The sequence below is a fragment of the Limnohabitans sp. genome (genome assembly GCF_036804465.1).
Lineage (GTDB): Bacteria > Pseudomonadota > Gammaproteobacteria > Burkholderiales > Burkholderiaceae_C > Limnohabitans.
Map to the genome: position 1 here is coordinate 96,905 of NZ_DAIRSK010000009.1, position 21,706 is coordinate 118,610.

General features: G+C 54.5%; 19 protein-coding genes and 3 tRNA genes. 1 reads left to right on the forward strand and 21 read right to left on the reverse strand.

Annotated features, from left to right (window positions below; all coding sequences use genetic code 11):
• Window positions 1-30: 30 nt before the first annotated feature.
• The 12 genes from V7Q41_RS06570 to V7Q41_RS06625 all read right to left on the reverse strand — a co-directional run bounded on the left by V7Q41_RS06570 (window position 31) and on the right by V7Q41_RS06625 (window position 10,961).
• Window positions 31-107, reverse strand: a tRNA-Pro gene (locus tag V7Q41_RS06570).
• A gap of 25 nt (window positions 108-132) precedes the next feature.
• Window positions 133-570, reverse strand: coding sequence for a MerR family transcriptional regulator (locus V7Q41_RS06575; RefSeq protein WP_333844480.1), 438 nt, complete (start codon window positions 568-570; stop codon window positions 133-135).
• 112 nt (window positions 571-682) lie between these two features.
• Window positions 683-1,018, reverse strand: coding sequence for an integration host factor subunit alpha (locus V7Q41_RS06580; RefSeq protein WP_333844483.1), 336 nt, complete (start codon window positions 1,016-1,018; stop codon window positions 683-685).
• Between the two features lie 27 nt (window positions 1,019-1,045).
• Window positions 1,046-3,472, reverse strand: a complete 2,427-nt coding sequence (gene pheT / locus V7Q41_RS06585; RefSeq protein WP_333844485.1) for a phenylalanine--tRNA ligase subunit beta — start codon at window positions 3,470-3,472, stop codon at window positions 1,046-1,048.
• A 24-nt stretch (window positions 3,473-3,496) separates the two neighbouring features.
• Entirely contained in the window at window positions 3,497-4,549 is a 1,053-nt protein-coding gene (gene pheS, locus V7Q41_RS06590; protein WP_333844488.1) for a phenylalanine--tRNA ligase subunit alpha, read from the reverse strand.
• 86 nt (window positions 4,550-4,635) lie between these two features.
• A complete protein-coding gene (gene rplT / locus V7Q41_RS06595; RefSeq protein ID WP_333844490.1) occupies window positions 4,636-4,995 on the reverse strand; it encodes a 50S ribosomal protein L20 in 360 nt (119 codons plus the stop codon).
• 26 nt (window positions 4,996-5,021) lie between these two features.
• Complete coding sequence (gene rpmI, locus V7Q41_RS06600) at window positions 5,022-5,225, reverse strand: 50S ribosomal protein L35 (protein WP_100134218.1); 204 nt, start codon at window positions 5,223-5,225, stop codon at window positions 5,022-5,024.
• A 116-nt stretch (window positions 5,226-5,341) separates the two neighbouring features.
• Entirely contained in the window at window positions 5,342-5,950 is a 609-nt protein-coding gene (gene infC / locus V7Q41_RS06605) for a translation initiation factor IF-3 (protein WP_333844535.1), read from the reverse strand.
• A 67-nt stretch (window positions 5,951-6,017) separates the two neighbouring features.
• Window positions 6,018-7,925, reverse strand: a complete 1,908-nt coding sequence (thrS, locus tag V7Q41_RS06610) for a threonine--tRNA ligase (protein WP_333844494.1) — start codon at window positions 7,923-7,925, stop codon at window positions 6,018-6,020.
• Between the two features lie 93 nt (window positions 7,926-8,018).
• The gene (locus V7Q41_RS06615) at window positions 8,019-8,570 is read right to left on the reverse strand and encodes a ketopantoate reductase family protein (RefSeq protein ID WP_333844497.1); all 552 of its coding nucleotides are present in this window, start codon (window positions 8,568-8,570) and stop codon (window positions 8,019-8,021) included.
• 15 nt (window positions 8,571-8,585) lie between these two features.
• Entirely contained in the window at window positions 8,586-9,764 is a 1,179-nt protein-coding gene (locus V7Q41_RS06620; RefSeq protein WP_333844499.1) for a CaiB/BaiF CoA transferase family protein, read from the reverse strand.
• Window positions 9,765-9,776: 12 nt separating this feature from the next.
• A complete protein-coding gene (locus V7Q41_RS06625; RefSeq protein ID WP_333844502.1) occupies window positions 9,777-10,961 on the reverse strand; it encodes an acyl-CoA dehydrogenase in 1,185 nt (394 codons plus the stop codon).
• A 120-nt stretch (window positions 10,962-11,081) separates the two neighbouring features.
• Between V7Q41_RS06625 and V7Q41_RS06630 the strand changes: the two genes are divergently transcribed.
• Entirely contained in the window at window positions 11,082-11,984 is a 903-nt protein-coding gene (locus tag V7Q41_RS06630) for a LysR substrate-binding domain-containing protein (protein WP_333844504.1), read from the forward strand.
• Window positions 11,985-12,071: 87 nt separating this feature from the next.
• Here the strand turns inward: V7Q41_RS06630 and V7Q41_RS06635 are convergent.
• The 9 genes from V7Q41_RS06635 to V7Q41_RS06675 all read right to left on the reverse strand — a co-directional run bounded on the left by V7Q41_RS06635 (window position 12,072) and on the right by V7Q41_RS06675 (window position 21,483).
• Window positions 12,072-12,147: transfer RNA gene (locus tag V7Q41_RS06635), tRNA-His, on the reverse strand.
• An 11-nt stretch (window positions 12,148-12,158) separates the two neighbouring features.
• Window positions 12,159-14,054 carry a SurA N-terminal domain-containing protein gene (locus tag V7Q41_RS06640; RefSeq protein ID WP_333844506.1) on the reverse strand — a complete coding sequence of 632 codons (1,896 nt, stop codon included), beginning with the start codon at window positions 14,052-14,054 and terminating at the stop codon, window positions 12,159-12,161.
• 72 nt (window positions 14,055-14,126) lie between these two features.
• Window positions 14,127-14,202, reverse strand: a tRNA-Val gene (locus V7Q41_RS06645).
• Between the two features lie 11 nt (window positions 14,203-14,213).
• Window positions 14,214-14,489 carry an HU family DNA-binding protein gene (locus tag V7Q41_RS06650; protein WP_333844509.1) on the reverse strand — a complete coding sequence of 92 codons (276 nt, stop codon included), beginning with the start codon at window positions 14,487-14,489 and terminating at the stop codon, window positions 14,214-14,216.
• A gap of 145 nt (window positions 14,490-14,634) precedes the next feature.
• Entirely contained in the window at window positions 14,635-15,720 is a 1,086-nt protein-coding gene (locus V7Q41_RS06655; RefSeq protein WP_333844511.1) for a tartrate dehydrogenase, read from the reverse strand.
• Window positions 15,721-15,747: 27 nt separating this feature from the next.
• Window positions 15,748-16,635, reverse strand: coding sequence for a DMT family transporter (locus V7Q41_RS06660; RefSeq protein WP_333844514.1), 888 nt, complete (start codon window positions 16,633-16,635; stop codon window positions 15,748-15,750).
• On the reverse strand, window positions 16,635-17,213 hold the full coding sequence (pgsA, locus tag V7Q41_RS06665) for a CDP-diacylglycerol--glycerol-3-phosphate 3-phosphatidyltransferase (RefSeq protein ID WP_333844517.1): 579 nt from the start codon (window positions 17,211-17,213) through the stop codon (window positions 16,635-16,637). Before pgsA ends, V7Q41_RS06660 begins: the two co-directional genes overlap by 1 nt.
• The gene (dnaE, locus tag V7Q41_RS06670; RefSeq protein ID WP_333844521.1) at window positions 17,206-20,676 is read right to left on the reverse strand and encodes a DNA polymerase III subunit alpha; all 3,471 of its coding nucleotides are present in this window, start codon (window positions 20,674-20,676) and stop codon (window positions 17,206-17,208) included. The genes pgsA and dnaE overlap by 8 nt, the downstream gene beginning before the upstream one ends.
• A gap of 108 nt (window positions 20,677-20,784) precedes the next feature.
• Complete coding sequence (locus V7Q41_RS06675; protein WP_333844523.1) at window positions 20,785-21,483, reverse strand: DUF599 domain-containing protein; 699 nt, start codon at window positions 21,481-21,483, stop codon at window positions 20,785-20,787.
• Window positions 21,484-21,706: the final 223 nt, after the last annotated feature.

Below are 21,706 nucleotides of genomic sequence, written 5' to 3' on the forward strand. Positions count from 1 at the left end.
GCAAATTACATTGCTAACCCTTGTCATTCTTGGTCGGTGTGAAAGGATTCGAACCTTCGACCCCTTGCACCCCATGCAAGTGCGCTACCAGGCTGCGCCACACACCGAATCAAGCGGAAATTATACGCTGACTCAGTGCAGCTCAGAGAGCAGATCGCGAATTTGTGAGAGTTCTTTGCGTAGCGTTTGCAGCGCTTCATCACCGCTGCTCAAGGCAAGCATTGGCAAATTGTTGTGCGTGGTGACCGCATCATCGATGAAATCTGCATCACTCAATTCACCCCCTGCACGCCTTGCTTCGCGGTCTAAACCCACCAACTCTTGCAACTTGTTGCGCGCACCCGTGATGGTGAAACCTTGGTCATACAAAAGGTCACGGATGCGGCGAATCATCAGCACTTCATGGCGCTGGTAATAGCGACGATTGCCGCGACGCTTCATGGGACGCAACTGCGTGAATTCCTGCTCCCAATAGCGCAGCACGTGCGGCTTGACGCCGCACAACTCGCTCACCTCACCAATGGTGAAGTAGCGCTTGGCTGGAATGGATGGAAGGATGGATTTCTCCATGAAAATCAGTAGCTTGTGAACGGGACCGCAGAGGTTACACGAAGAACCACTCAGAATCGCATGTCTTGAGAGTTTTATCAAAAAAAAGAGGCCGGGTGGGCCTCTTGTTCATTCACTTGTCAACTTTGGGATTACTCTCACCCTGAATCTGTTCTTTGAGCTTGTGACTGGCATGAAAAGTCACTGCGCGTCGGGCCTCAATGGGGATTGATTCACCCGTGCGTGGATTGCGACCTGGACGAGGTGCTTTGGTGCGAATTTGAAAATTGCCAAAGCTGGAAATCTTCACATCGGTGCCGTCGACCAAACTTTGCGCAATGAGGTCAAAGAAGGCGTCAATCATGTCTTTGGACTCACGCTTGTTCAAACCAATTTGCTCGAATAACAAATCAGCCAGCTGCGCTTTCGTCAACGCTGGCGTTTCTAGGCTCTCAAAAGAAAGTTCCATACGTTTCTCTAATTTAATGTGAATACATCAAGCGCGCAAACGCGCAGACACTTGGACAGCCAATTCTGCCAGCACGGCTTGCACCGCAGCTTCAATTTGTGCGTCGTTCAAAGTGGCTTCATCGCTGTTGAGGGTGAGGCGAACAGCCAAACTCTTTTCGTCGATGGCCATGGCCGTGCTGCCCGCCTTGGGACGATAGACGTCAAACAAAACAGCGTTGCGCAACAAGCCTTGGGTTTGAGCAGCCTGCACAGCTGCCATCAACTGGGCGTGTGTGACGCTGTCTTTGACGATAACGGCAATGTCGCGTTCCACGTGAGGGAACTTGGCCACACCGCTGGACTTGGGTACATCGCGCTGCAACACCGCGTCCAGCAAGAGTTCAAACATCACAGGGGCTTGCGCCAGCTCCCAGCTTTGACGCCAGCGTGGGTGCAACTCACCCACATGGCCCACGGCTTGACCGTTGACCCACACTTTGGCGCAGCGGCCGGGGTGCATGGCGGGATGCGCTGCAGCTTCAAACTCTGGCACCGCTGGGGCCAACAACGCTTGGACATCCGCCTTCACATCAAAGAAATCTGCAGCTTGCTCTTGGCTGCCCCATTGCAAAGGTGTCGCGCTGCCATAGGCCATGCCTGCCACATGCATGGGTTGATGGAAACCTTGCACGGTGGTGTCTGTGTTGTGCACAGACGCATCTTTGTGAAACACGCGGCCCAACTCAAACACACGCACGCGTGAGGCTTTGCGATCGACGTTGAACTTGACCACATGGAGCAAAGAGCCCAACAAGCTAGAGCGCATCACACTCATTTGACTGGCAATGGGGTTGAGCAGTTTGATGGGATTGGCATTGGCCGCCAATTCATGTTCCCAACGCTCATCCACAAAGCTGTAGTTGATGGTTTCTTGGTAGCCCAAAGCAGCCAAATGGTGGCGCAAGGCGTGTGGACTGCGTTGTGCTTCTTGGCAAGCGCTGGCCGTGATGGGCGCCAAAGGCGGCGTGGTGGGCAGGTTGTTGTAACCCACCATGCGGGCGACTTCTTCGATCAGGTCTTCTTCGATTTGCAAATCGAAACGAAAAGATGGGGGTTGCACGGTGACAAACCCCAGGCCTTCTGTCAGGTGTAAACCCAAACCGCGCAAAACATCAGTCACGCGTTGTTGCGTCAGCGGCATGCCAATAACCTGCTCTGCACGTGCCACGCGCAGCATGACTGGTTTGGCGACAGGCATGTTCACGCGCTGGTCATCGATGGGGCCAACGGTGGTGTTGGGCGTGCCGCAAATATCCAACACCAACTGGGTGATGCGCTCGATGTGCTCCACCGTCAATTCGGGATCAACACCTCGCTCAAAGCGGTGGCCCGCGTCGGTACTGAAGTTAAAACGGCGTGAACGGCCTGCAATGGCTGTGGGCCACCAGAAAGCGGCTTCGATGTAAATGTTTTGCGTGGCGTCGCTGACCGCGGTGGCGTCGCCACCCATGATGCCCGCAAGCGATTCGACTTGATGAGCATCCGCAATGACCCCCACTTTGTCGTCCACGGTCACCGTGTTGCCGTTCAAAAGCTTGAGTTGTTCACCCGCTTTGCCCCAACGCACATCCAAGTCACCTTGAATTTTGTCGAGGTCAAAGATGTGAGAAGGACGGCCCAGCTCGAACATCACGTAGTTAGAGATGTCGACCAAAGGGCTCACACTGCGTTGACCGCATCGGGCCAAACGGTTCACCATCCATGCGGGTGTTTGCGCTTGGGTGTTGACACCACGCACCACGCGGCCAGAAAAACGGCCACATAAATCAGGCGCACTGATTTTCACAGCCAAGATGTCTTGATTGGTTGCAGCCACGGCTGGGAAAGTAGGCGCCTTTAGCGGTGCGCCTGTGAGGGCTGACAGCTCGCGAGCAATGCCATACACGCTCAGGCAGTGCGCCAAGTTGGGCGTGAGTTTCAAGGTCATCAAGGTGTCGTCGAGGTTTAAGAACGCGCGGATGTTTTGACCCAAGGGTGCATCAGCGGGCAGTTCGAGCAAGCCGCCGTTGTCATCTGCAATTTTGAGTTCTTTGGCCGAGCACAACATGCCTTGGCTCTCCACACCGCGCAGTTTGCCCACTTTGATTTTGAAAGGTTTGCCATCTTCACCGGGTGGCAACTCAGCACCCACCATGGCGCATGGAATTTTGATGCCCACACGTGCATTGGGTGCGCCGCACACGATGTTGAGCATGGCGCCCTGCCCCACGTCCACTTGGCAAATACGCAAGCGGTCGGCGTCTGGGTGCTGCACGGCTTCTTTGATTTCACCCACCACAATGCCCGTAAAAGGCGGCGCAACGGGCTGGAGTTCTTCCACTTCCAAACCCGCCATGGTCAAGGTATCGGCCAGTTCTTGGGTGGTGAGTGCGGGGTTGCAGAATTCGCGCAACCAGGATTCGGGAAATTGCATGATGAATCTCGTGAGTGCGTGAAGTTATTGGAACTGGCTCAAGAAGCGAATGTCGCCATCGAAGAACAAGCGCAAGTCGTTCACGCCGTAACGCAGCATGGTGAAACGGTCCATGCCCATGCCAAAGGCAAAGCCGATGAAATGCTCAGGGTCAAGACCCATGTTGCGCACCACATTCGGGTGGACTTGGCCTGAGCCGCCTACTTCGAGCCAACGCCCCGCCAAAGCGCCGCTTTGGAATTGGATATCAATCTCTGCGCTTGGCTCTGTGAAAGGGAAGAAGCTAGGGCGAAAGCGCAGCACCAAGTCGTCGCTCTCAAAATAGGTGCGGCAGAAATCGGTGATCACCACCTTGAGGTCTTTGAAGCTCACGTTCTCGCCAATCCACAAGCCTTCGCATTGGTGGAACATGGGCGAATGCGTGGCATCGCTGTCCACACGGTAGGTGCGGCCTGGGGCGATGACGCGAATCTCGGGCATGCCTTGACCGGCATCCAAACGCGCTTGGTAGCGCTTGACGTGTTGCACCGCGTGACGCACTTGCATCGGGCTGGTGTGTGTGCGCAGCAAATAGGGCGCTTCGTCGCTGCCACCTTCCACATAAAAGGTGTCGTGCATGGAGCGAGCGGGATGGTCTTGAGGTGTATTGAGCGCGGTGAAGTTGAACCAGTCGGTTTCTATCTCTGGGCCTTGTGCGACTTCAAAACCCATGGAGCCGAAGATGGCTTCGATACGTTCAAGCGTGATCGTGACCGGATGCAAACCGCCTGCCATGCGGGCACGACCGGGCAAGGTCACGTCCAAGGCTTCGGCTTTGAGTTGAGTCTCGAGTTCGGCATCGGCCAAGGCTTGGCGGCGAGCCGTGAGCGCCGCCTCAATCGCTTGCTTGGCCACGTTGATGGAGGCACCTGTTGATTTCTTTTCTTCCACGCTCAAAGCGGCCATGCCCTTCATCATCTCGGTGATGCGACCTGACTTGCCCAAAAACTGGGCTTTCGCGTTTTCAAGATCAGCCGGCGTGGTGCTTTGCACAAACAGGGCCTTGGCACTGGCGACCAGAGAGTCCAACTCGTTCATAAGAATATGGGGAATGAGAAAACAAAAAAGGGATTGAAGCTGCGTAGCCCCAACCCCTTTGCTTGGTGGTGGTTAACCCTTGACGATCAAGCAGCCAGTTTGGCTTTGACTTGATTCACGATGCTGGTGAAAGCAGCCATGTCGTGAACGGCCAAGTCAGCCAACATTTTGCGGTCGATTTCGATCGCAGCCTTTTTCAAACCGTTGGCAAATTGGCTGTAGGTCATTCCACACTGACGTGCGGCAGCATTGATACGAGCGATCCACAGCTGACGGAACACGCGCTTTTTGGTGCGGCGATCGCGGTAAGCATATTGACCGGCCTTCATCACCGCTTGTTTGGCGATGCGGAAGACGTTACCGCGGCGGCCGCGGAAACCTTTGGCTAAAGCCAGAACTTTTTTGTGACGGGCACGGGCCATAACACCACGTTTAACGCGAGGCATATTTTTTCTCCTTGTTCGTCAGTTAATTACAGGCCGCACTTGGGCAGCATTTGCGCCATGTGACCCATATTGGTCTCATGCACAGCCACTGAGCCGCGGAGGTGACGCTTGTTCTTGGTCGTCTTCTTGGTCAAGATGTGACGTTTGAAGGCTTGACCGCGTTTGACGGTACCACCTGGACGAACGCGGAAGCGCTTTTTAGCGCTGCTTTTGGTCTTCATTTTGGGCATTGAATGCTCCTTTTATTTGTGCTCGTGAGGCGCCTGCACAAGGAAGTGCAGTCTTGTTAGCCCCGAGACACTAATTTGCTTACCTTCAAAGCGCGGCAGCACGCCGCGCTGCCAATTTATGCAGAGACTGCCGAAGCGGCTTCTGCAGCGGGTTTGGCGGCGCCACCCGTTTTCTTCTTACCAGGCGCGATCATCATGATCATTTGACGCCCTTCGAGCTTGGGGAACTGTTCAACCACGATCAGGTCCGCCAACTCATCACGGATGCGCTGCAACAGCGCCATACCGATTTCTTGATGCGTGATCTCGCGGCCACGATAGCGCAGCGTGATCTTGCATTTGTCACCGTCATCCAAGAAGCGCTTGATGTTGCGCATCTTGATGTTGTAGTCACCATCATCGGTACCGGGCCGGAACTTGATTTCCTTGACCTCGATGACCTTTTGCTTGGATTTCGCTTCCGCAGCTTTCTTTTGCTCTTGGTACTTGAACTTACCGTAGTCCATCAAACGGCACACCGGCGGCACAGCCGTAGCAGCAATTTCTACCAGGTCAACGTCAATCTCTCCAGCCATGCGCAAGGCTTCTGCCAAGCTCACGATACCGAGGGGTTCGTTGTCAGGACCTGAAAGGCGGACTTCCGGGGCCATGATTTCCCGGTTAAGGCGGTGTTTGCGTTCCTCGCGCTGGCGGCGGTCGCGAAATTCTGTAGCGATGGTGACTATCCTTTAAAAACAAAAATGAACCGACACAGATGTGCAACGCACAACTCTTGGCAATTTCTCAATGAAATCAGCTTTTGAGAGAGATGTCTGCAGCAATCTTTTGACAGAAGGCTTCGAGGGACATCACACCGAGGTCTTGGTTGCCTCGGGCGCGCACTGCGACGGCGCCAGCTTCCTTCTCTTTGTCGCCTACGACCAAGATGTAGGGAAGCTTTTGCATTGAATGCTCGCGTATTTTATACGTGATTTTCTCATTGCGGAGGTCTAAATCGACACTAAGCCCTTGATTTCGCAGCGTTTTTGCAACTTCTTGGGCATATTCGGCCTGGGAATCGGTGATATTGAGCACCGCCACCTGGGTGGGTGCCAGCCAAGTGGGCAAGGCGCCCGCATGCTGTTCGATCAAAATTCCGATGAAACGCTCCAAGCTGCCCACGATCGCGCGGTGCAGCATGATGGGGCGGTGACGGGCACCGTCTTCGCCCACGTATTCGGCATCTAAGCGCTCAGGCATGTTCGGATCGACCTGGATCGTGCCGCACTGCCATTCGCGACCGATCGCGTCTTTCAGGGTGTATTCGATCTTGGGGCCGTAGAAAGCACCCTCGCCTGGCAGGTATTCAAAATCGCAGCCTGAGGCACGCAAACCTTCGGCCAAGGCGGCTTCAGCCCGGTCCCAGCTTTCGTCGCTACCAATGCGTTTTTCTGGCCTTGTCGATAGCCGGTACAAGATGTCGGTGAAGCCGAAGTCGCGATAAACCTTTTGCAACAAGGTAGTGAAAGCGATGACTTCAGCTTGGATTTGAGTCTCAGTACAAAAAATATGTCCGTCGTCTTGTGTGAATGCACGCACCCGCATGATGCCGTGCAAACTGCCTGAGGGCTCATTCCGATGGCATTGGCCAAATTCGCCAAAACGCAGTGGTAAATCGCGGTAACTCTTGATACCTTGGTTGAAGATGATGATGTGGCCGGGACAGTTCATCGGCTTCAACGCAAAGTCGCGCTTCTCGCTCTCAGTCACAAACATGTTTTCGCGATACTTATCCCAGTGGCCGGTTTTCTCCCAAAGGCCTTGGTCCAAGATTTGAGGCCCCTTGACCTCTTGATAGCCGTTGTCGCGGTAAACGCGACGCATGTATTGCTCAACTTCTTGCCAAACCGTCCAGCCTTTGGGATGCCAGAAAACGGTGCCAGGTGAGTGTTCGTCGATATGGAACAAATCGAGTTCGCGGCCGAGTTTGCGGTGGTCGCGCTTCTCGGCTTCCTCAAGGCGCTTGAGGTAGAGCTGCAAATCCTCTTTGCTGGCCCATGCTGTGCCGTAGATGCGTTGCAGCATTTCATTGCGGTGGTCACCGCGCCAGTAGGCGCCAGCGACTTTCATGAGTTTGAAATGCTTGAGCTTGCCGGTGCTGGGCACGTGCGGGCCACGGCAGAGGTCTTCAAAGGCGCCTTCGCGATAAAGGCTGACGTCTTCATTGGCAGGAATGCTGGCAATGATCTCAGCCTTGTAGTGCTCGCCCATGTCTTTGAAATAAGCCACCGCCTCGTCACGCGGCAACACGCGACGCACCACGGCCTCGTCTTTGTTGGCCAACTCGGTCATGCGCTTTTCGATGGCCCCTAAGTCTTCGGGGGTGAAGCCGCGGGTGAACGAGAAGTCATAAAAGAAACCGTCGTCGATGACGGGACCAATGGTCACTTGTGCTTCTGGATACAGCTCTTTCACCGCATAGGCCAACAAGTGAGCCGTGGAGTGACGAATCACCTCCAAGCCCTCGGCGTCTTTGGCGGTGATGATGGCCAAGCTCGCATTGCTGCTCATGGTGTAGCTGGTGTCCACCACTTGGCCGTCGACCTTGCCAGCCAAAGCAGCCTTGGCCAAGCCAGCGCCAATCGACGCAGCCACCTCGGCCACGGTCACGGGGCCTGGAAATTCACGTTGCGAACCGTCGGGGAGCGTAATCTGAAGCATGGGTATGTTTATAAAAGCGCGAAAAGGCTGATTTTACGCCGTGCATGCACACACCCAGGCCCATCCGACCAAGTCAAATCAAACTTGACGGGTCTATGGCTGTGACTGAAAGCCGATACCCTGTCCTTGCCGAACAATTCCGGAATTAAGAACATCCAGCATCGCCGCTACAGACCTCAGCGTCGGCACTGGCACGCCTGTGAGATGCGCCATCTCCACCACGGCGTTCATGATGGCATCGCATTCAATGGCACGGCCCGCGCGCACATCTTGAAGCATGGAAGGCTGTTGCAACAAGTTGTCACGCACACGCGCCAACTCGGCTTGCGGGTCGGACTTTAGATCTAACCCCACGCTGCGGGCCACGGCACTTCCTTCGGCCATCATCAAACCCACCATCTCTGCAGCCAGCGAACTTTTGACGATGTAGCCCGGTGACGACTGGGTGATCGAGCACAAGGGGTTCCAAATCAGATTCAACATCAGTTTGTGCCACTTGGCGCGGCGAATATCCTGAGTGACTTCAGTAGGAAGTCCAGCGCGACTGACCAATTCAGCAATGACCCTGAGCCGCTCAGAAAGTTGATTGTCAACTTCGCCAATCAGCAGTTTGGGCGGCATGACTTGAGGCAAATAAATCATCATGGATTACCCTGCGGCTCACTCATTTTGAGAATCAAGCCAACAACAGTCTCCCGAGCCCAGGGCGGGAGGTGAGGTATTTGCTGTCATGCGACAGCCATCCATCAACATTGGATTGGCAACCATGGGGGGCGAAAAGTGATGGTCAGCGTTGAGCAGCATGCCACGGGCCAAGACATGAGGGTGCTGCATGACCTGTTCTACATCCAAGATCGCAGAGCAAGGCACACCAGCCTCGTCTAGTAACTTTTGCCAATCAGCAGTGGCGCGGTTTGTGAGCCATGTTGAAATCAAAGCCACAAGTTCATGACGATTTTTAACGCGGCTTGGGTTGGTTTTAAATGAATCATGGGTAGCGATTTCTGGATGACCCAAGACGCGACAAAAGCGTTCGAATTGACCATCATTGCCGATGGCCAGCACCATATGACCATCACGTGTCGCAAACACCTGATACGGAACGATGTTTGGATGCGCATTGCCCATCCGCGTGGGATGGGTGCCACCAACCAATTCATTGCTCGCTTGATTGGCCAACATGGCCACTTGCACATCAAAAAGTGATGCATCAATCGTGCGACCCTGCCCCGTTGTATTTCTCTCATACAGTGCAGCAAGAATTGCCGTTGTTGCATAGACCCCCGTCATGAGGTCGGTCACGGCAACACCCACTTTTTGAGGCTCGCCATCTTTCTCCCCAGTGATGCTCATGAGGCCCGCTTCTGCCTGAATCGCAAAGTCGTAGCCGGCTTTTTGTGAAAGTGGTCCATGCTGACCATAGCCGGTGATGGAGCAGTAAATAAGACGCGGATTAAGCGCTCGCAAAGTGGGCGCATCCAATCCAAATTTAGAAAGTTGGCCAACTTTGTAGTTTTCGATCAAGACGTCCGCATCCGCTGCGAGTTGCCTAATTTGGCGGGCCCCATCCTCACTCGAAAGATCAATGGCGACAGATCGTTTGCCACGGTTGGCGCACAAGAAATACGCGGCAACTTTGCCACTCCCCTCACCCCACCATGGCGGCCCCCATGTGCGCGTGTCATCCCCCACCCCTGGGCGCTCAACTTTGATGACATCGGCACCATAATCCGCCAACATCTGCCCCGCCCAAGGTCCGGCCAGAACTCTAGACAAATCCAAAACCTTAATGCCTGCTAAGGGTCTTGGCATAGAGGGCTGCGAAACTGTTGACATCATTTGACGTGATTATTAGTTCGAAAACGCCGCTATCCCCGTGATGGCACGTCCCAAAATCAACGCATGCACATCGTGCGTGCCTTCGTAGGTGTTGACCACCTCAAGGTTCACCAAGTGACGCGCCACACCAAACTCATCCGAAATACCGTTGCCACCCATCATGTCGCGGGCCATACGCGCAATGTCCAAAGCCTTGCCGCAACTGTTGCGCTTCAAAATGGAGGTGATGTCAACTGAGGCCGTTCCCTCGTCCTTCATACGACCCAAGCGCAAGCAGCCCTGCAAGCCCAATGAAATTTCGGTCAGCATGTCGGCCAACTTCTTTTGTATCAGCTGATTAGCAGCCAAAGGGCGACCAAACTGTTGGCGATCCATCACGTATTGGCGTGCCCGCTGAAAACAATCTTCTGCCGCACCCAATGCTCCCCAAGCTATGCCATAGCGAGCACTATTCAAACAAGTGAACGGTCCTTTGAGACCGCGCACATCGGGAAAGGCACATTCTTCTGGCACAAACACCTCGTCCATCACGATCTCGCCAGTGATGGAGGCGCGCAAACCCACTTTGCCGTGAATGGCTGGAGCACTCAAACCCTTCCAGCCTTTTTCAAGAATAAAGCCGCGAATCGCTCCCGCATCGTCCTTGGCCCACACCACAAACACGTCGGCAATGGGGCTGTTGGTAATCCACATCTTGGCGCCAGAGAGCGAATAACCGCCAGCAACTTTCTTGGCGCGCGTGATCATGCTGCCAGGGTCTGACCCATAGTTGGGCTCGGTCAAACCAAAGCAACCAATCCACTCGCCTGTGGCGAGCTTGGGCAAGTACTTTTGCTTTTGTGCTTGCGAACCAAACTCGTGGATGGGCAGCATCACCAATGAAGACTGCACGCTCATCATGGAGCGGTAACCTGAATCCACGCGCTCCACCTCACGCGCCACAAGCCCGTAGCAAACATAGTTCAAGCCAGCGCCGCCATAGGTTTCAGGGATCGTCGCACCCAACAAACCCAACTCACCCATCTCCCTAAAAATAGTGATGTCCATTTTTTCGTGACGGAAGGCCTCTCGCACGCGAGGCGCTAAGCGCTCTTGGCAATACGAAGCGGCAGCTTCTTTGACCTGCCGTTCTTCGTCCGTCAATTGCAAGTCAAGCATGAATGGATCTGACCAAGAAAAACTGCTGCTAGCGCTCATGTGTAACTTTCAAATCAACTGATGTTGCACCATTGTCATTTGGGATATTCCAAATACTCAAACGAATATTTCGCACTCAGATATGATGATTTGTAATAACTGAACCAATTCTCACAACATATGCGCCGCCAACTGCCATCTATTCAGGGCTTGCTCTGCTTTGAGTCCGCAGCCAAACATGCGAGCTTTACCAAAGCCGCCCAAGAACTTTCTTTGACGCAAGGCGCGGTGTCACGACAAGTCTCCTCGTTAGAAGAAAAGTTGGGTGTGGCTCTTTTCAAAAGAGATCGACATGGGATGCAACTCACCCAAGCAGGCGCGCGTTATTACAAGAACATATCTCAGCGCCTGCATGGACTGGAACGCGATACGCTCGACATCATGGGAGGAAATAGCCTAGGGAACAACCTAGCCATTGCAGCTGTTCCCACATTTGCCTCTAAATGGCTCGTTCCTCGTCTTCCTCACTTCTCTCAGTTGTTTCCAAACACGCACATCCATATAGAAACACGCACGAGAGCTTTCATGTTCAGTGATTCAGGAATGGATGCCGCTATCTATGCAGGCACACCAGAACAAGTATTGCAGTGGGCTGGCACCGAGGCAACAAAATTATTTGATGAAGAAGTCATTCCGGTGTGCAGCCCTTCTCTGCTCAGGAGGAACCGACCTCTCACACCAGACCAAATTTCACGCATGCCATTGCTGCAACAGTCCACTCGACCAGAAGCATGGCGACAGTGGTTTAACGCTCAAGGACTTGACCCAGCCCAATCCATGGCAGGCCCTAAATATGAGCAATTTTCAATGCAAGTGGCTGCAGCTCAATGCGGTTTAGGTGTTTCACTGATGCCCACAGTTTTGGTCACAAACGAGCTCCGCAATGGCGACCTCGTGGTCGCGTGTCAACGACCTTTGTCTGGATTAAGGGCTTACTACTTCATCCAGCCACAATTTGCATTGCACATAGAAACAGCGACACACTTTAAGAAATGGCTATCACAGCATTTCATCACGCAATAAGTATGGTCAGTCTCACATCCGCCCTTACATCGGATCAGAAAACAAAACGCCCCAGCCACCAAAAAGGTCGCTAGGGCGCATGAATACTGGGGTGGCTGACGGGGCTCGAACCCGCGACAACAGGAATCACAATCCTGGACTCTACCAACTGAGCTACAGCCACCGTAAAAAAAATTATAACCTAGCTATTTTGATTTGCGCCTTGAATTTTTCTTTCAGCAGCTTGTAGTAAGCCAAGCCCTCAGCCGATGCCCACCATTGGGCGTATTGGTCACGCTCACGGGCCAGGCCAGCAGTGTTGGCCGCATCACGGGGCAACACTTTTTCAACCTTCACCACCGCGTAGCCACCCGTGCCTAAATCCACACCCACCCATGCGGGTAAGGCTTGTGTGTTGGCACGTAAGGCAGCTTCCACCAAGGCACTGGGCTGTGTTTGCTTGGCTTCGCGCGACACCACAATGGCAGCAGGCAGCTTGGCTGCATCGGGGCTGGCCTTCCATTCAGCCAACTTGGCTGCACCCTCAGCACGTGCGCGTTCGTTGGCTTGTTGAGCCACCACTTGCTCACGTACACGGGCTTTGACGTTGTCCAATGGCAAAGTGCGTGCGGGGCTGTAGCTGATGATGCGGGCCGCAGCCATCACGTTAGGAGCCAACTCCACCGCTTCGGTGTTGCGCTTTTTCTCAATGGAGTCTTGCGAGAACACGGCAGCCAAGAGCTTGGGGTTGTTGACGGCTGTGATGCCAGCCACAGGCTCGCGCCCCAAGTTGCTGGCGAGTTGCACATCCAACTTCAAACGTTCGGCTGCTGGCTTCAAGCTATCGGACTGTTCGTAGACCAGGTTGGTGAACTGTTCAGCAGCCTCAGCAAATTTGCGTTGGGCGAGTTGGGCACGCACCTCAAGTTCGAGCTTGGTGCGTTGTGATTCAAAGCTTTTTTGCTCAGGCTGTTTGATGTCGGTGAGACGAATGATGTGAAAACCAAACTCGGTCTCCACCACGGCGCTGGTCTCACCCTTTTTCAACGAAAAAACAGCGTCTTCAAATGGTTTCACCATGGCACCTCGACCAAAGAAATCGAGGTCACCTCCTTTGGCAGCGGAGCCTGGATCTTGCGAATTTTTACGCGCGAGCTCTGCAAACTGCGTTGGCGACTTTTGCACTTCGGTCAACAGGGCTTGGGCCTTGGCACGGGAAGCATCACGTTGCGCAACGGGGGCTGCTTTGTCAGCGTTGATCAAGATGTGGCTGGCCCGACGCTCCTCTAAGTCCGCCAAACGTGCCGCGTTTTGTTCGAAGTAAGCTCTGAGCTCAGCCTCTGGCACCACAATGTCTTTTTGCACAGCGGCCAAGTTCAACACCACGTATTCGATGTCGGCACGTTCTGCAGATTGAAACTTCTCGCTGTTTGCTTTGTAATAGGCCTCTAGTTCAGCCTCAGTGGGATTGATTTGGCCCACATAGTCGGCGGGTGCAAAGCGTGCCACTTGCACTTGGCGTTGCTCATAAAAAGCATTCAAGGTCACATCGGCCAAAGTGCTTGCGCTAAAACTGGTCACACCCACGCCAGACATCACTTGACGCGCAGCCAAATCAGCTCGCACTTGCGCTTCAAACGACTCAGGCGACATGCCTTGCGTCGCCAGCAATTGTCGATAACGCTCCATGTCCAAGGTGCCATCGGCGCGACGCAAAGCGGCGATGGTTGGATTTTGTTGCAGCTCGACCGCCAATCGGCTGTCGCTTGCACCCAAACGCAGTTGGGCGGCTGCCACTTGCAACAAGCGATCACGCACCAAGCGCTCAAGCGTGCTGTATTTGGCTTCAGGCGTGTCAAACAACTTCACATCCACATTGGGCATGCTGCTGCGCATGCGCTCGACTTGGCTGCGGTGTGCTGCATCCCATTCACCTTGGCTAATGTCTATGCCATCCACCGAGGCCACCGTTGCACCACCTTCGCGAAAGCTGTTGTAACCCTCAAGGCCAAACAAAACAAAAGACGGGAAGATCAACAGGAACAGCAAAAACTGCATGATCCGTGTGTGCTTGCGAACAAAATCAAACATGTGAAAAACTCATTGTGATGTGAGAGGAGCCAAGAAAAAAAGGCGAACTTCTGTGTTCGCCTTTTTCATGGGTGGTGGGTGCTGACGGGGTCGAACCGCCGACCTACTGCGTGTAAGGCAGCCGCTCTGCCAACTGAGCTAAGCACCCAACCGAAACCGTTATTTGTTCAAGGCGTCTTTCAGTCCCTTACCTGGACGGAACTTAGGCACCTTGGCCGCTTTGATTTTGATCGCTTCACCTGTGCGTGGGTTGCGACCGGTGCGAGCAGCGCGTTTGCCAACCGCAAAAGTACCGAAACCCACCAAAGAGACTGTGCCGCCTTTTTTCAAGGTGGTTTTCACAGCGCCAATGGTTGACTCTAGTGCACGGGTAGCAGCAGCTTTGGAAATATCTGCGTGCTTGGCAATGTGTTCAATCAATTCTGTCTTATTCACAAAAATCCCCTCTCAATGAGATGCGATGGTCAAAAATGTTACGCAGCCGTGGATGAACTGATCTCAGTGCTGTGAACACCCTGAACACAGGCGTCATGCACAACACGGTACGTCTAGAAATTCTAGTCGTTTTTTAAACTCGTTGTTACAGGGCATTTGCTATTGCAAGACCCAAATCAGCGGTGCTTGCATTCCCACCAATGTCTGGTGTTTTGGGCGCACCGCTCTTGGGATCGAGTACTTTTTCAATGGCGGCCATCACCGCATCATGTGCATCCTGATGGCCTAAAAATTCCAACATCATGGCGCCACACCAAATTTGGCCAATTGGGTTGGCAATGCCTTGACCTGCAATGTCAGGCGCTGAACCGTGCACGGGTTCAAACAAGGAGGGGAATTTGCGGTCGGGGTTCAAGTTGGCGCTCGGTGCAATACCAATCGTGCCCGTACAAGCTGGCCCCAAGTCGCTCAAGATGTCGCCAAATAAATTACTGGCCACCACCACATCAAAGAAGTCCGGACGCTGCACAAAGTGGGCGGTCAAGATATCGATGTGGAACTTGTCCACGTAGATACCAGGATAGTTCTTGGCCATTTCAACCACACGCTCATCCCAGTAAGGCATGGTGATGGCAATGCCATTGGACTTGGTGGCACTGGTCAGGTGCTTTTTAGGGCGTGTTTGTGCCAGCTCAAACGCAAACTTCAACACGCGGTCCACACCGATGCGTGACATCACGGTTTCTTGCATCACAATTTCGCGCTCTGTGCCGGCGTACATGCGCCCACCAATGCTGGAGTACTCGCCCTCGGTGTTTTCGCGCACGATGTACATGTCAATCTCACCGGGCTGGCGTGGCGTGCCATCTCGGCGCACCACGGGCGCAATGATTCCTGGCATCAAACGCGCGGGCCGCAGGTTGATGTATTGATCAAACTCGCGGCGAAACATCAACAGCGAGCCCCACAGCGAGACGTGGTCTGCAATTTTTTCAGGCCAGCCCACTGCACCAAAGTAAATCGCATCGTGGCTGCCGATTTGGTCTTTCCAGTCGTCAGGCAACATTTGGCCGTGCTTCTCGTAATAGTCCCAGCTGGAGAAATCGAAGTGATCGAATTTCAAGTCGATGCCAAACTTGCGTGCCGCCGCGTCCATGACGCGAATACCTTCGGGCATGACTTCTTTGCCAATGCCATCACCGGCGATCACTGCAATGCGTTTTTGACTCATCTTCACCCTTTAAAAACATTCGAAAAACTAAGCAGCAATTCTAGGCGGTCGCACCACCAAACTCACACCAGCTGCCGTCACCGCGATACCCGCCAATGTCACCCAGGTGATGGGCTCGCTGAACAAAACCCAAGCCATCACTGCGGTGGTGGGCGGCACCAAATACAACAAGCTGGTCACCGCAGCCGCTGCACCGCGTTGGATCAGCATATAAAACAATGAGCTGCCTCCCAGCGTGAGCACCAACACAGCCCAGACCATGGCCCCGGTCATCTCAGCGTTCCACAAGGCGGGTTCGCTCTCCATCAAAGCCAAGGGCAAAGTCACCACATAGGCGGCCATCAACTGCACAGCGTTGGCACTGCGCACATCGCAGGGCTGTACAAAACGTTTTTGATAGAGCGTGCCTGTGGTGATGGAGACCAAAGCCATGGTGATCATGGTCAAACTCCAAGGCGTGACCTCAATGCCGCCTTTCAACTTGTGCGACACCACCATCGCCAAACCGACAAAGCCCAAAGCCAAGCCTTGCCAATGCCGACGCGACACATGCCCCCCGCGGGCCGACAACCAAATGGCGGTGATGACGGGCTGCAAACCCACAATCAAGGCCGTCAGTCCAGCACCCATGCCCACCTTGACAGCGGCCCACACACCACCTAAGTAGCCCGCGTGCATCAACACACCCGTGATGGCCAAATGCAACCACTGCGCCCTGCCCTGCGGCCAAGGCACACGCGCCCACTTGACCCACAGCACAAAACACAAAATAGAAAAAACGTAGCGCCACAACAAAAAAGTAAACGGTGGCGAATTGGGCATGCCGTAGCGCGCCACGATGAAGCCCGTGCTCCAAATCAACACAAATAGCCAAGGCATGACACGCAGCCATGCTTGGTTTTGTTGGATGGGCATTACTTGGCGTGGTCCACGATGTCAGGCCATGCCTTTTGCAGGTAATAAACCATGGACCACACGGTCAACACACCCGCAATCCAGATCAACACCGTGCCCCACAGGGCTGTGTCTATCACCCCAAACAACTGACCGTCAAACAACAAGAATGGAATGGCCACCATCTGCATGGTGGTCTTGAGCTTGCCCAGCATATGAACGGCTACGCTGCGTGAGGCACCAATTTGCGCCATCCATTCACGCAAGGCTGAAATAGCGATTTCGCGACCAATGATGATGAGCGCCACCAACACATCCGCGCGTTGCAAATGCACCAAAATGAGCAACGACGCACACACCAAAAATTTATCCGCCACAGGGTCTAAAAAAGCACCAAATGCCGAAGTTTGGTTGAGCTTTCGGGCCAAGTAGCCATCCAGCCAATCGGTCAACGCAAACACCACAAACATCACGGTGGCCCACAGATTGCGTTGCGCCATGTCGATGGGCAAGTAATACAAGCCAATGATCAAAGGAATGGCGACGATGCGCGTGAGCGTCATGAGCGTCGGAACGGTCCAGAGTAAGTGTTTATTCATAAATGATGTGAGATTGCCCCTCGTGGGCTTGAGCCATCCAACTGGCCAATGCCGCATCGCTGGGGAAAAATTTGGCGCTATCGCCCAGTTGCACATCAGCCATGGCACCGTCGCGTAACACCTTGAATCGTACGCTCAAGCCGCGCACCAACTCACCTTGCTCGGATTGCTCGATTTTGGCGGGGTAGTCGCGCAGCAAGCGGGCAAGGTCGGGCGACGTGCCGTTGACCGTGACGCTGAGGTGTTTGCCAAAGCGGCAACGCGCTTGCTCGAGGCTCCACACCTGTTGAATAGACAAACGCAAACCACCCGAAAAACGATCAGGCTGCGCCTTGCCCATGATGACCACCAACTCGTCGTCTTTCAAGGTGTGACGGTAAGTGTGGATGGTGGCCTCGTCCGCCGTGGCCTCGATGACTGCTGATTTGTCGTCCAGCTTGAAAATGGCCAACTTGCCGCGCTGGCCGTTGATCACACGCATGTCGCTCACGATGCCAGACAGCAATTGCGGCTCTCGCGAATCCATCAAATCTTCAATGCGGGTGCGCGCAAAGCGGCGCACTTCGCGCTCAACTTCGTCAAACAAATGCCCCGACAGGTAAAAACCCAAGGCCACTTTTTCGTGCGTGAGGCGTTCTTTCACGCCCCAAGGCAGCATCGCCACATACTCAGGCTCTTGCGTGCTCGAGCCGTGTGCATCGTCGCCCATCATGTCAAACAAGCCGCCTTGGTTGGCGTTGGCTTCGCTGGCGGAGGCAAAGTCAAACGCGCGGTCCACGCTGGCCAGCAGCTCGGCGCGGTTCAAGTGCATGTTGTCAAACCCACCCGCTTTGATGAGGGCTTCGACCGTGCGCTTGTTGATGCGGCTGCGGTCCACGCGGCGGCAAAAATCAAACAAGCTGGTGAATGGTCCGTCTTGGCGCGCGGCCACCACAGCCTCAATCGCTTGCTGGCCTGAGCCTTTGATGGCGCCTAGGCCGTAGCGAATGACTTTGTCTGAGATGGGTTCAAAGCGATAAAAACCACGGTTGACATCTGGCGCTTCAAAGGTGAGACCCATCTTGTGCGCGTCTTCAAACAACACCTTGAGCTTGTCGGTGTTGTCCATCTCCACCGTCATGTTGGCGCAGAAAAATTCGGCCGTGTAATGCACCTTCAACCAGCCGGTGTGATAAGCCAGCAACGAGTAAGCCGCCGCATGCGACTTGTTAAAGCCGTAGCCCGCGAACTTCTCCATCAAGTCAAAAATCTCGTCCGCTTTGTCTTGGTCGATGTTGTTTTTGGCTGCGCCTGCGCGGAAGATGGCGCGGTGCTCGGCCATCTCCTCGGCCTTCTTTTTACCCATCGCACGACGCAACATGTCAGCACCACCCAACGAGTAGCCGCCCAAAATCTGCGCAGTCTGCATCACCTGCTCTTGGTAGACCATGATGCCGTAGGTCTCAGACAACATCTGCGCCACCATGGGGTGCGGGTACTCAATGGTTTCGCGTCCATGCTTACGCGCCACGAAGCTTGGAATCAAGTCCATCGGGCCTGGACGGTACAAGGCGTTCAGCGCAATCAGGTCCTCCAAGCGCGTGGGCCGCGCGTCGCGCAACATGCCCTGCATGCCGCGACTTTCAAACTGGAACACCGCCTCTGTCTTGCCATCTTGGAACAAGCGGTAGGTGGCCTCGTCATCCAGCGCAATGTTGTCAAAGGAAAAGTTCTCTTGGCCTGTGTGGCGCTGCATGATGAACTCGCGCGCGATCTCCAAAATCGTCAGCGTGGCCAATCCTAAGAAGTCAAACTTCACCAAACCTGCGGCTTCCACATCGTCTTTGTCAAATTGGCTGACCGCCGATTCGCTCCCAGGCTGTTGGTAAAGCGGGCAAAAGTCGGTCAGCTTGCCTGGCGCGATCAACACACCCCCCGCATGCATGCCCACGTTACGCGTCATGCCTTCGAGCTTTTGCGCCAGCTCTAAGAGAGTCTTGACTTCATCCTCTTTGGCCAAGCGCTCGGCCAAGATGGGCTCGACCTCAATCGCGCCAGCGATGGTGATGTGCTGGCCGGGCTTATTGGGAATCAAACCACTGATGCCCTTGCAAAAGGTGTAGCTCATGTCGAGCACACGGCCCACATCGCCAATGGCGGCACGCGCTGCCATGGTGCCGAAGGTGGCAATTTGCGACACGGCATCGCGGCCGTATTTGTCTTTCACGTAGTCAATCACGCGGTCGCGGTTGGTTTGGCAAAAGTCAATGTCAAAGTCGGGCATGGATACCCGTTCTGGGTTCAAGAAGCGCTCGAACAGCAAGTTGTATTGCAGCGGGTCAAGGTCGGTGATCTTCAGCGCATAGGCCACCAGTGAGCCCGCGCCCGAACCGCGACCTGGGCCCACGGGGCAGCCATTGGCTTTGGCCCATTGAATGAAGTCACCCACGATCAAAAAGTAGCCGGGAAAGCCCATGTTCAAAATCGTGTTCAGCTCAAACTCGAGGCGCTCCACATAGCGCGGGCGCTCTTCATCGCGTTTGGCTTGCACGGGGTACAGATGCGCCAAACGGACCTCTAAGCCTTCGTGCGACACATGACGGAAATAGTCCTCCACCGACATCACCACACCGTTCACAGGCGGGATAGGAAAGTTGGGCAACTGCGGCTTGCCCAACACCAAGGTCAGGTTGCAACGCTTGGCAATTTCAACGGTGTTGACAATGGCGCTGGGCACATCGGCAAACAGCTCGCACATCTGTGCAGAAGTTTTGAAATACTGGTCACGCGTGAACTTGCGCACACGGCGTTGGTTGCCCAAGATTTCGCCTTCGGCAATGCACACTCGCGCCTCGTGCGCTTCGTAGTCGTCGGGCTGGGTGAACTGCACAGGGTGCGTGGCCACCACGGGCAAACTGAGACGAGCGGCCAGCTGAACCGCAGCAGACACATGGGGTTCATCGTCCGCGCGTCCCGCGCGTTGCAGCTCAATGTAGAAGCGATGCGGAAAAATACCAGCCAACTGCAAAGCCACTTCGCCTGCACGGGTGGTGTCACCTTGAACCAAGGCTTGACCCACCGCCCCCGCTTGTGCGCCCGACAAAGCAATCAGGCCTTGCGACAACTCTTGCAGCCAAGCCAGCTTGATCACGGCCACGGCCTTGTGGACGTTTTGCGTCCACCCACGGCTGATGAGCTCGCACAAGTTCAAGTAGCCCTGATGGCTTTGTACCAACAAGACCATGCGCGAAGTCAGCGCTGCGTCTTGGGTGAGGCTTTCTAGGTAAATCTCAGCCCCGATGATGGGCTTGACACCCTTGCCACGTGTTTCTTTGTAAAACTTGATGGCGCCATACAGGTTGTTGATGTCGGTGATGGCCAGCGCGGGTTGCTGATCGGCTGCGGCGGCTTGGACCACCTCGTCAATGCGATTGGTCCCGTCAACGATAGAAAACTCAGAATGAAGGCGCAGGTGGACAAACATGGATTGTGATTGTAGGGACAGGCTGTTGCAGATTTGTATTGGACCGTCACCCAGGCGTCGGCGCTGACCAAAGGAGGATGAGTTTGGCGGCCGATGGCAGCTTTGCGATCATTCTTCTAGCAGTGTCAGCACCTCCGACTTGAACTCACGGCTGTACAAAATACCCGCCACCAGCAGCGTGGACAAGGCAAACAGCATGGGCGAAAAAAACCAGCCCAAGGCTGCAAACGAAAAATAATAAGCCCGCAAGCCGCCATTAAAGGTCTCGGCGGCCAAGCCCGTCATGGCAGCTGCACGGTCGGCATAACGTTGGCGCGTGCTAGCTTGGCCACTGGCAAAGTCTTCTGCAGGTGGCATGCCACCAATCAGCAAAGCCACGAAGGTGTACTGGCGCATCGACCAAGAGAAGCGAAAAAAAGCGTACACAAAAATCACCACCAACACCAAGATCTTGAATTCAAACACCAAGATGGGCGTTTGCTCGGCAAACGGAATTTCACGCACCAGTTCGGCGGCTTTGTCGGTGGTACCCAGCAAGGCAAACAAACCGCCCAAAATCAAAATGGTGGTGGAGCAGAAAAATGCGGGCGTGGCTGACAAGGTCTGCGTGATGATGCCGTCCAGCATGCGTGGGTCACGCGCTGTGGTTTGCATCATCCATTGGTGGCGATAACGGTTGGTCATGGCCAAAATGGAATGCTTGCCGTCACTCGAATGCTTGGCAAATACGGTGTAGCCCACCCACACCAACAAGAAAAAACCGAGGGCAACCCAATCGGTCCAAGGCAATATTTGAAGAATTTTCATACCTTGATGCTAACCAAAGAAAAAGGGCAGCTTGGGTCAAGCGCTGCCCTTTTTGATCGCCCTCAGTCGAGGCCGATGTGGCGGGCTTACCCGCGCAATTTCGCAGCCACCGCCGCCACGCGCTCGCCATACGCCTTGGCGGTGTCCAAATCGCCTTGCGGTATATCCGCCGCTGGGCTGGTTGGGCCCACTTGGGCCATCACGCCAGAGTTGGAGCCAATGC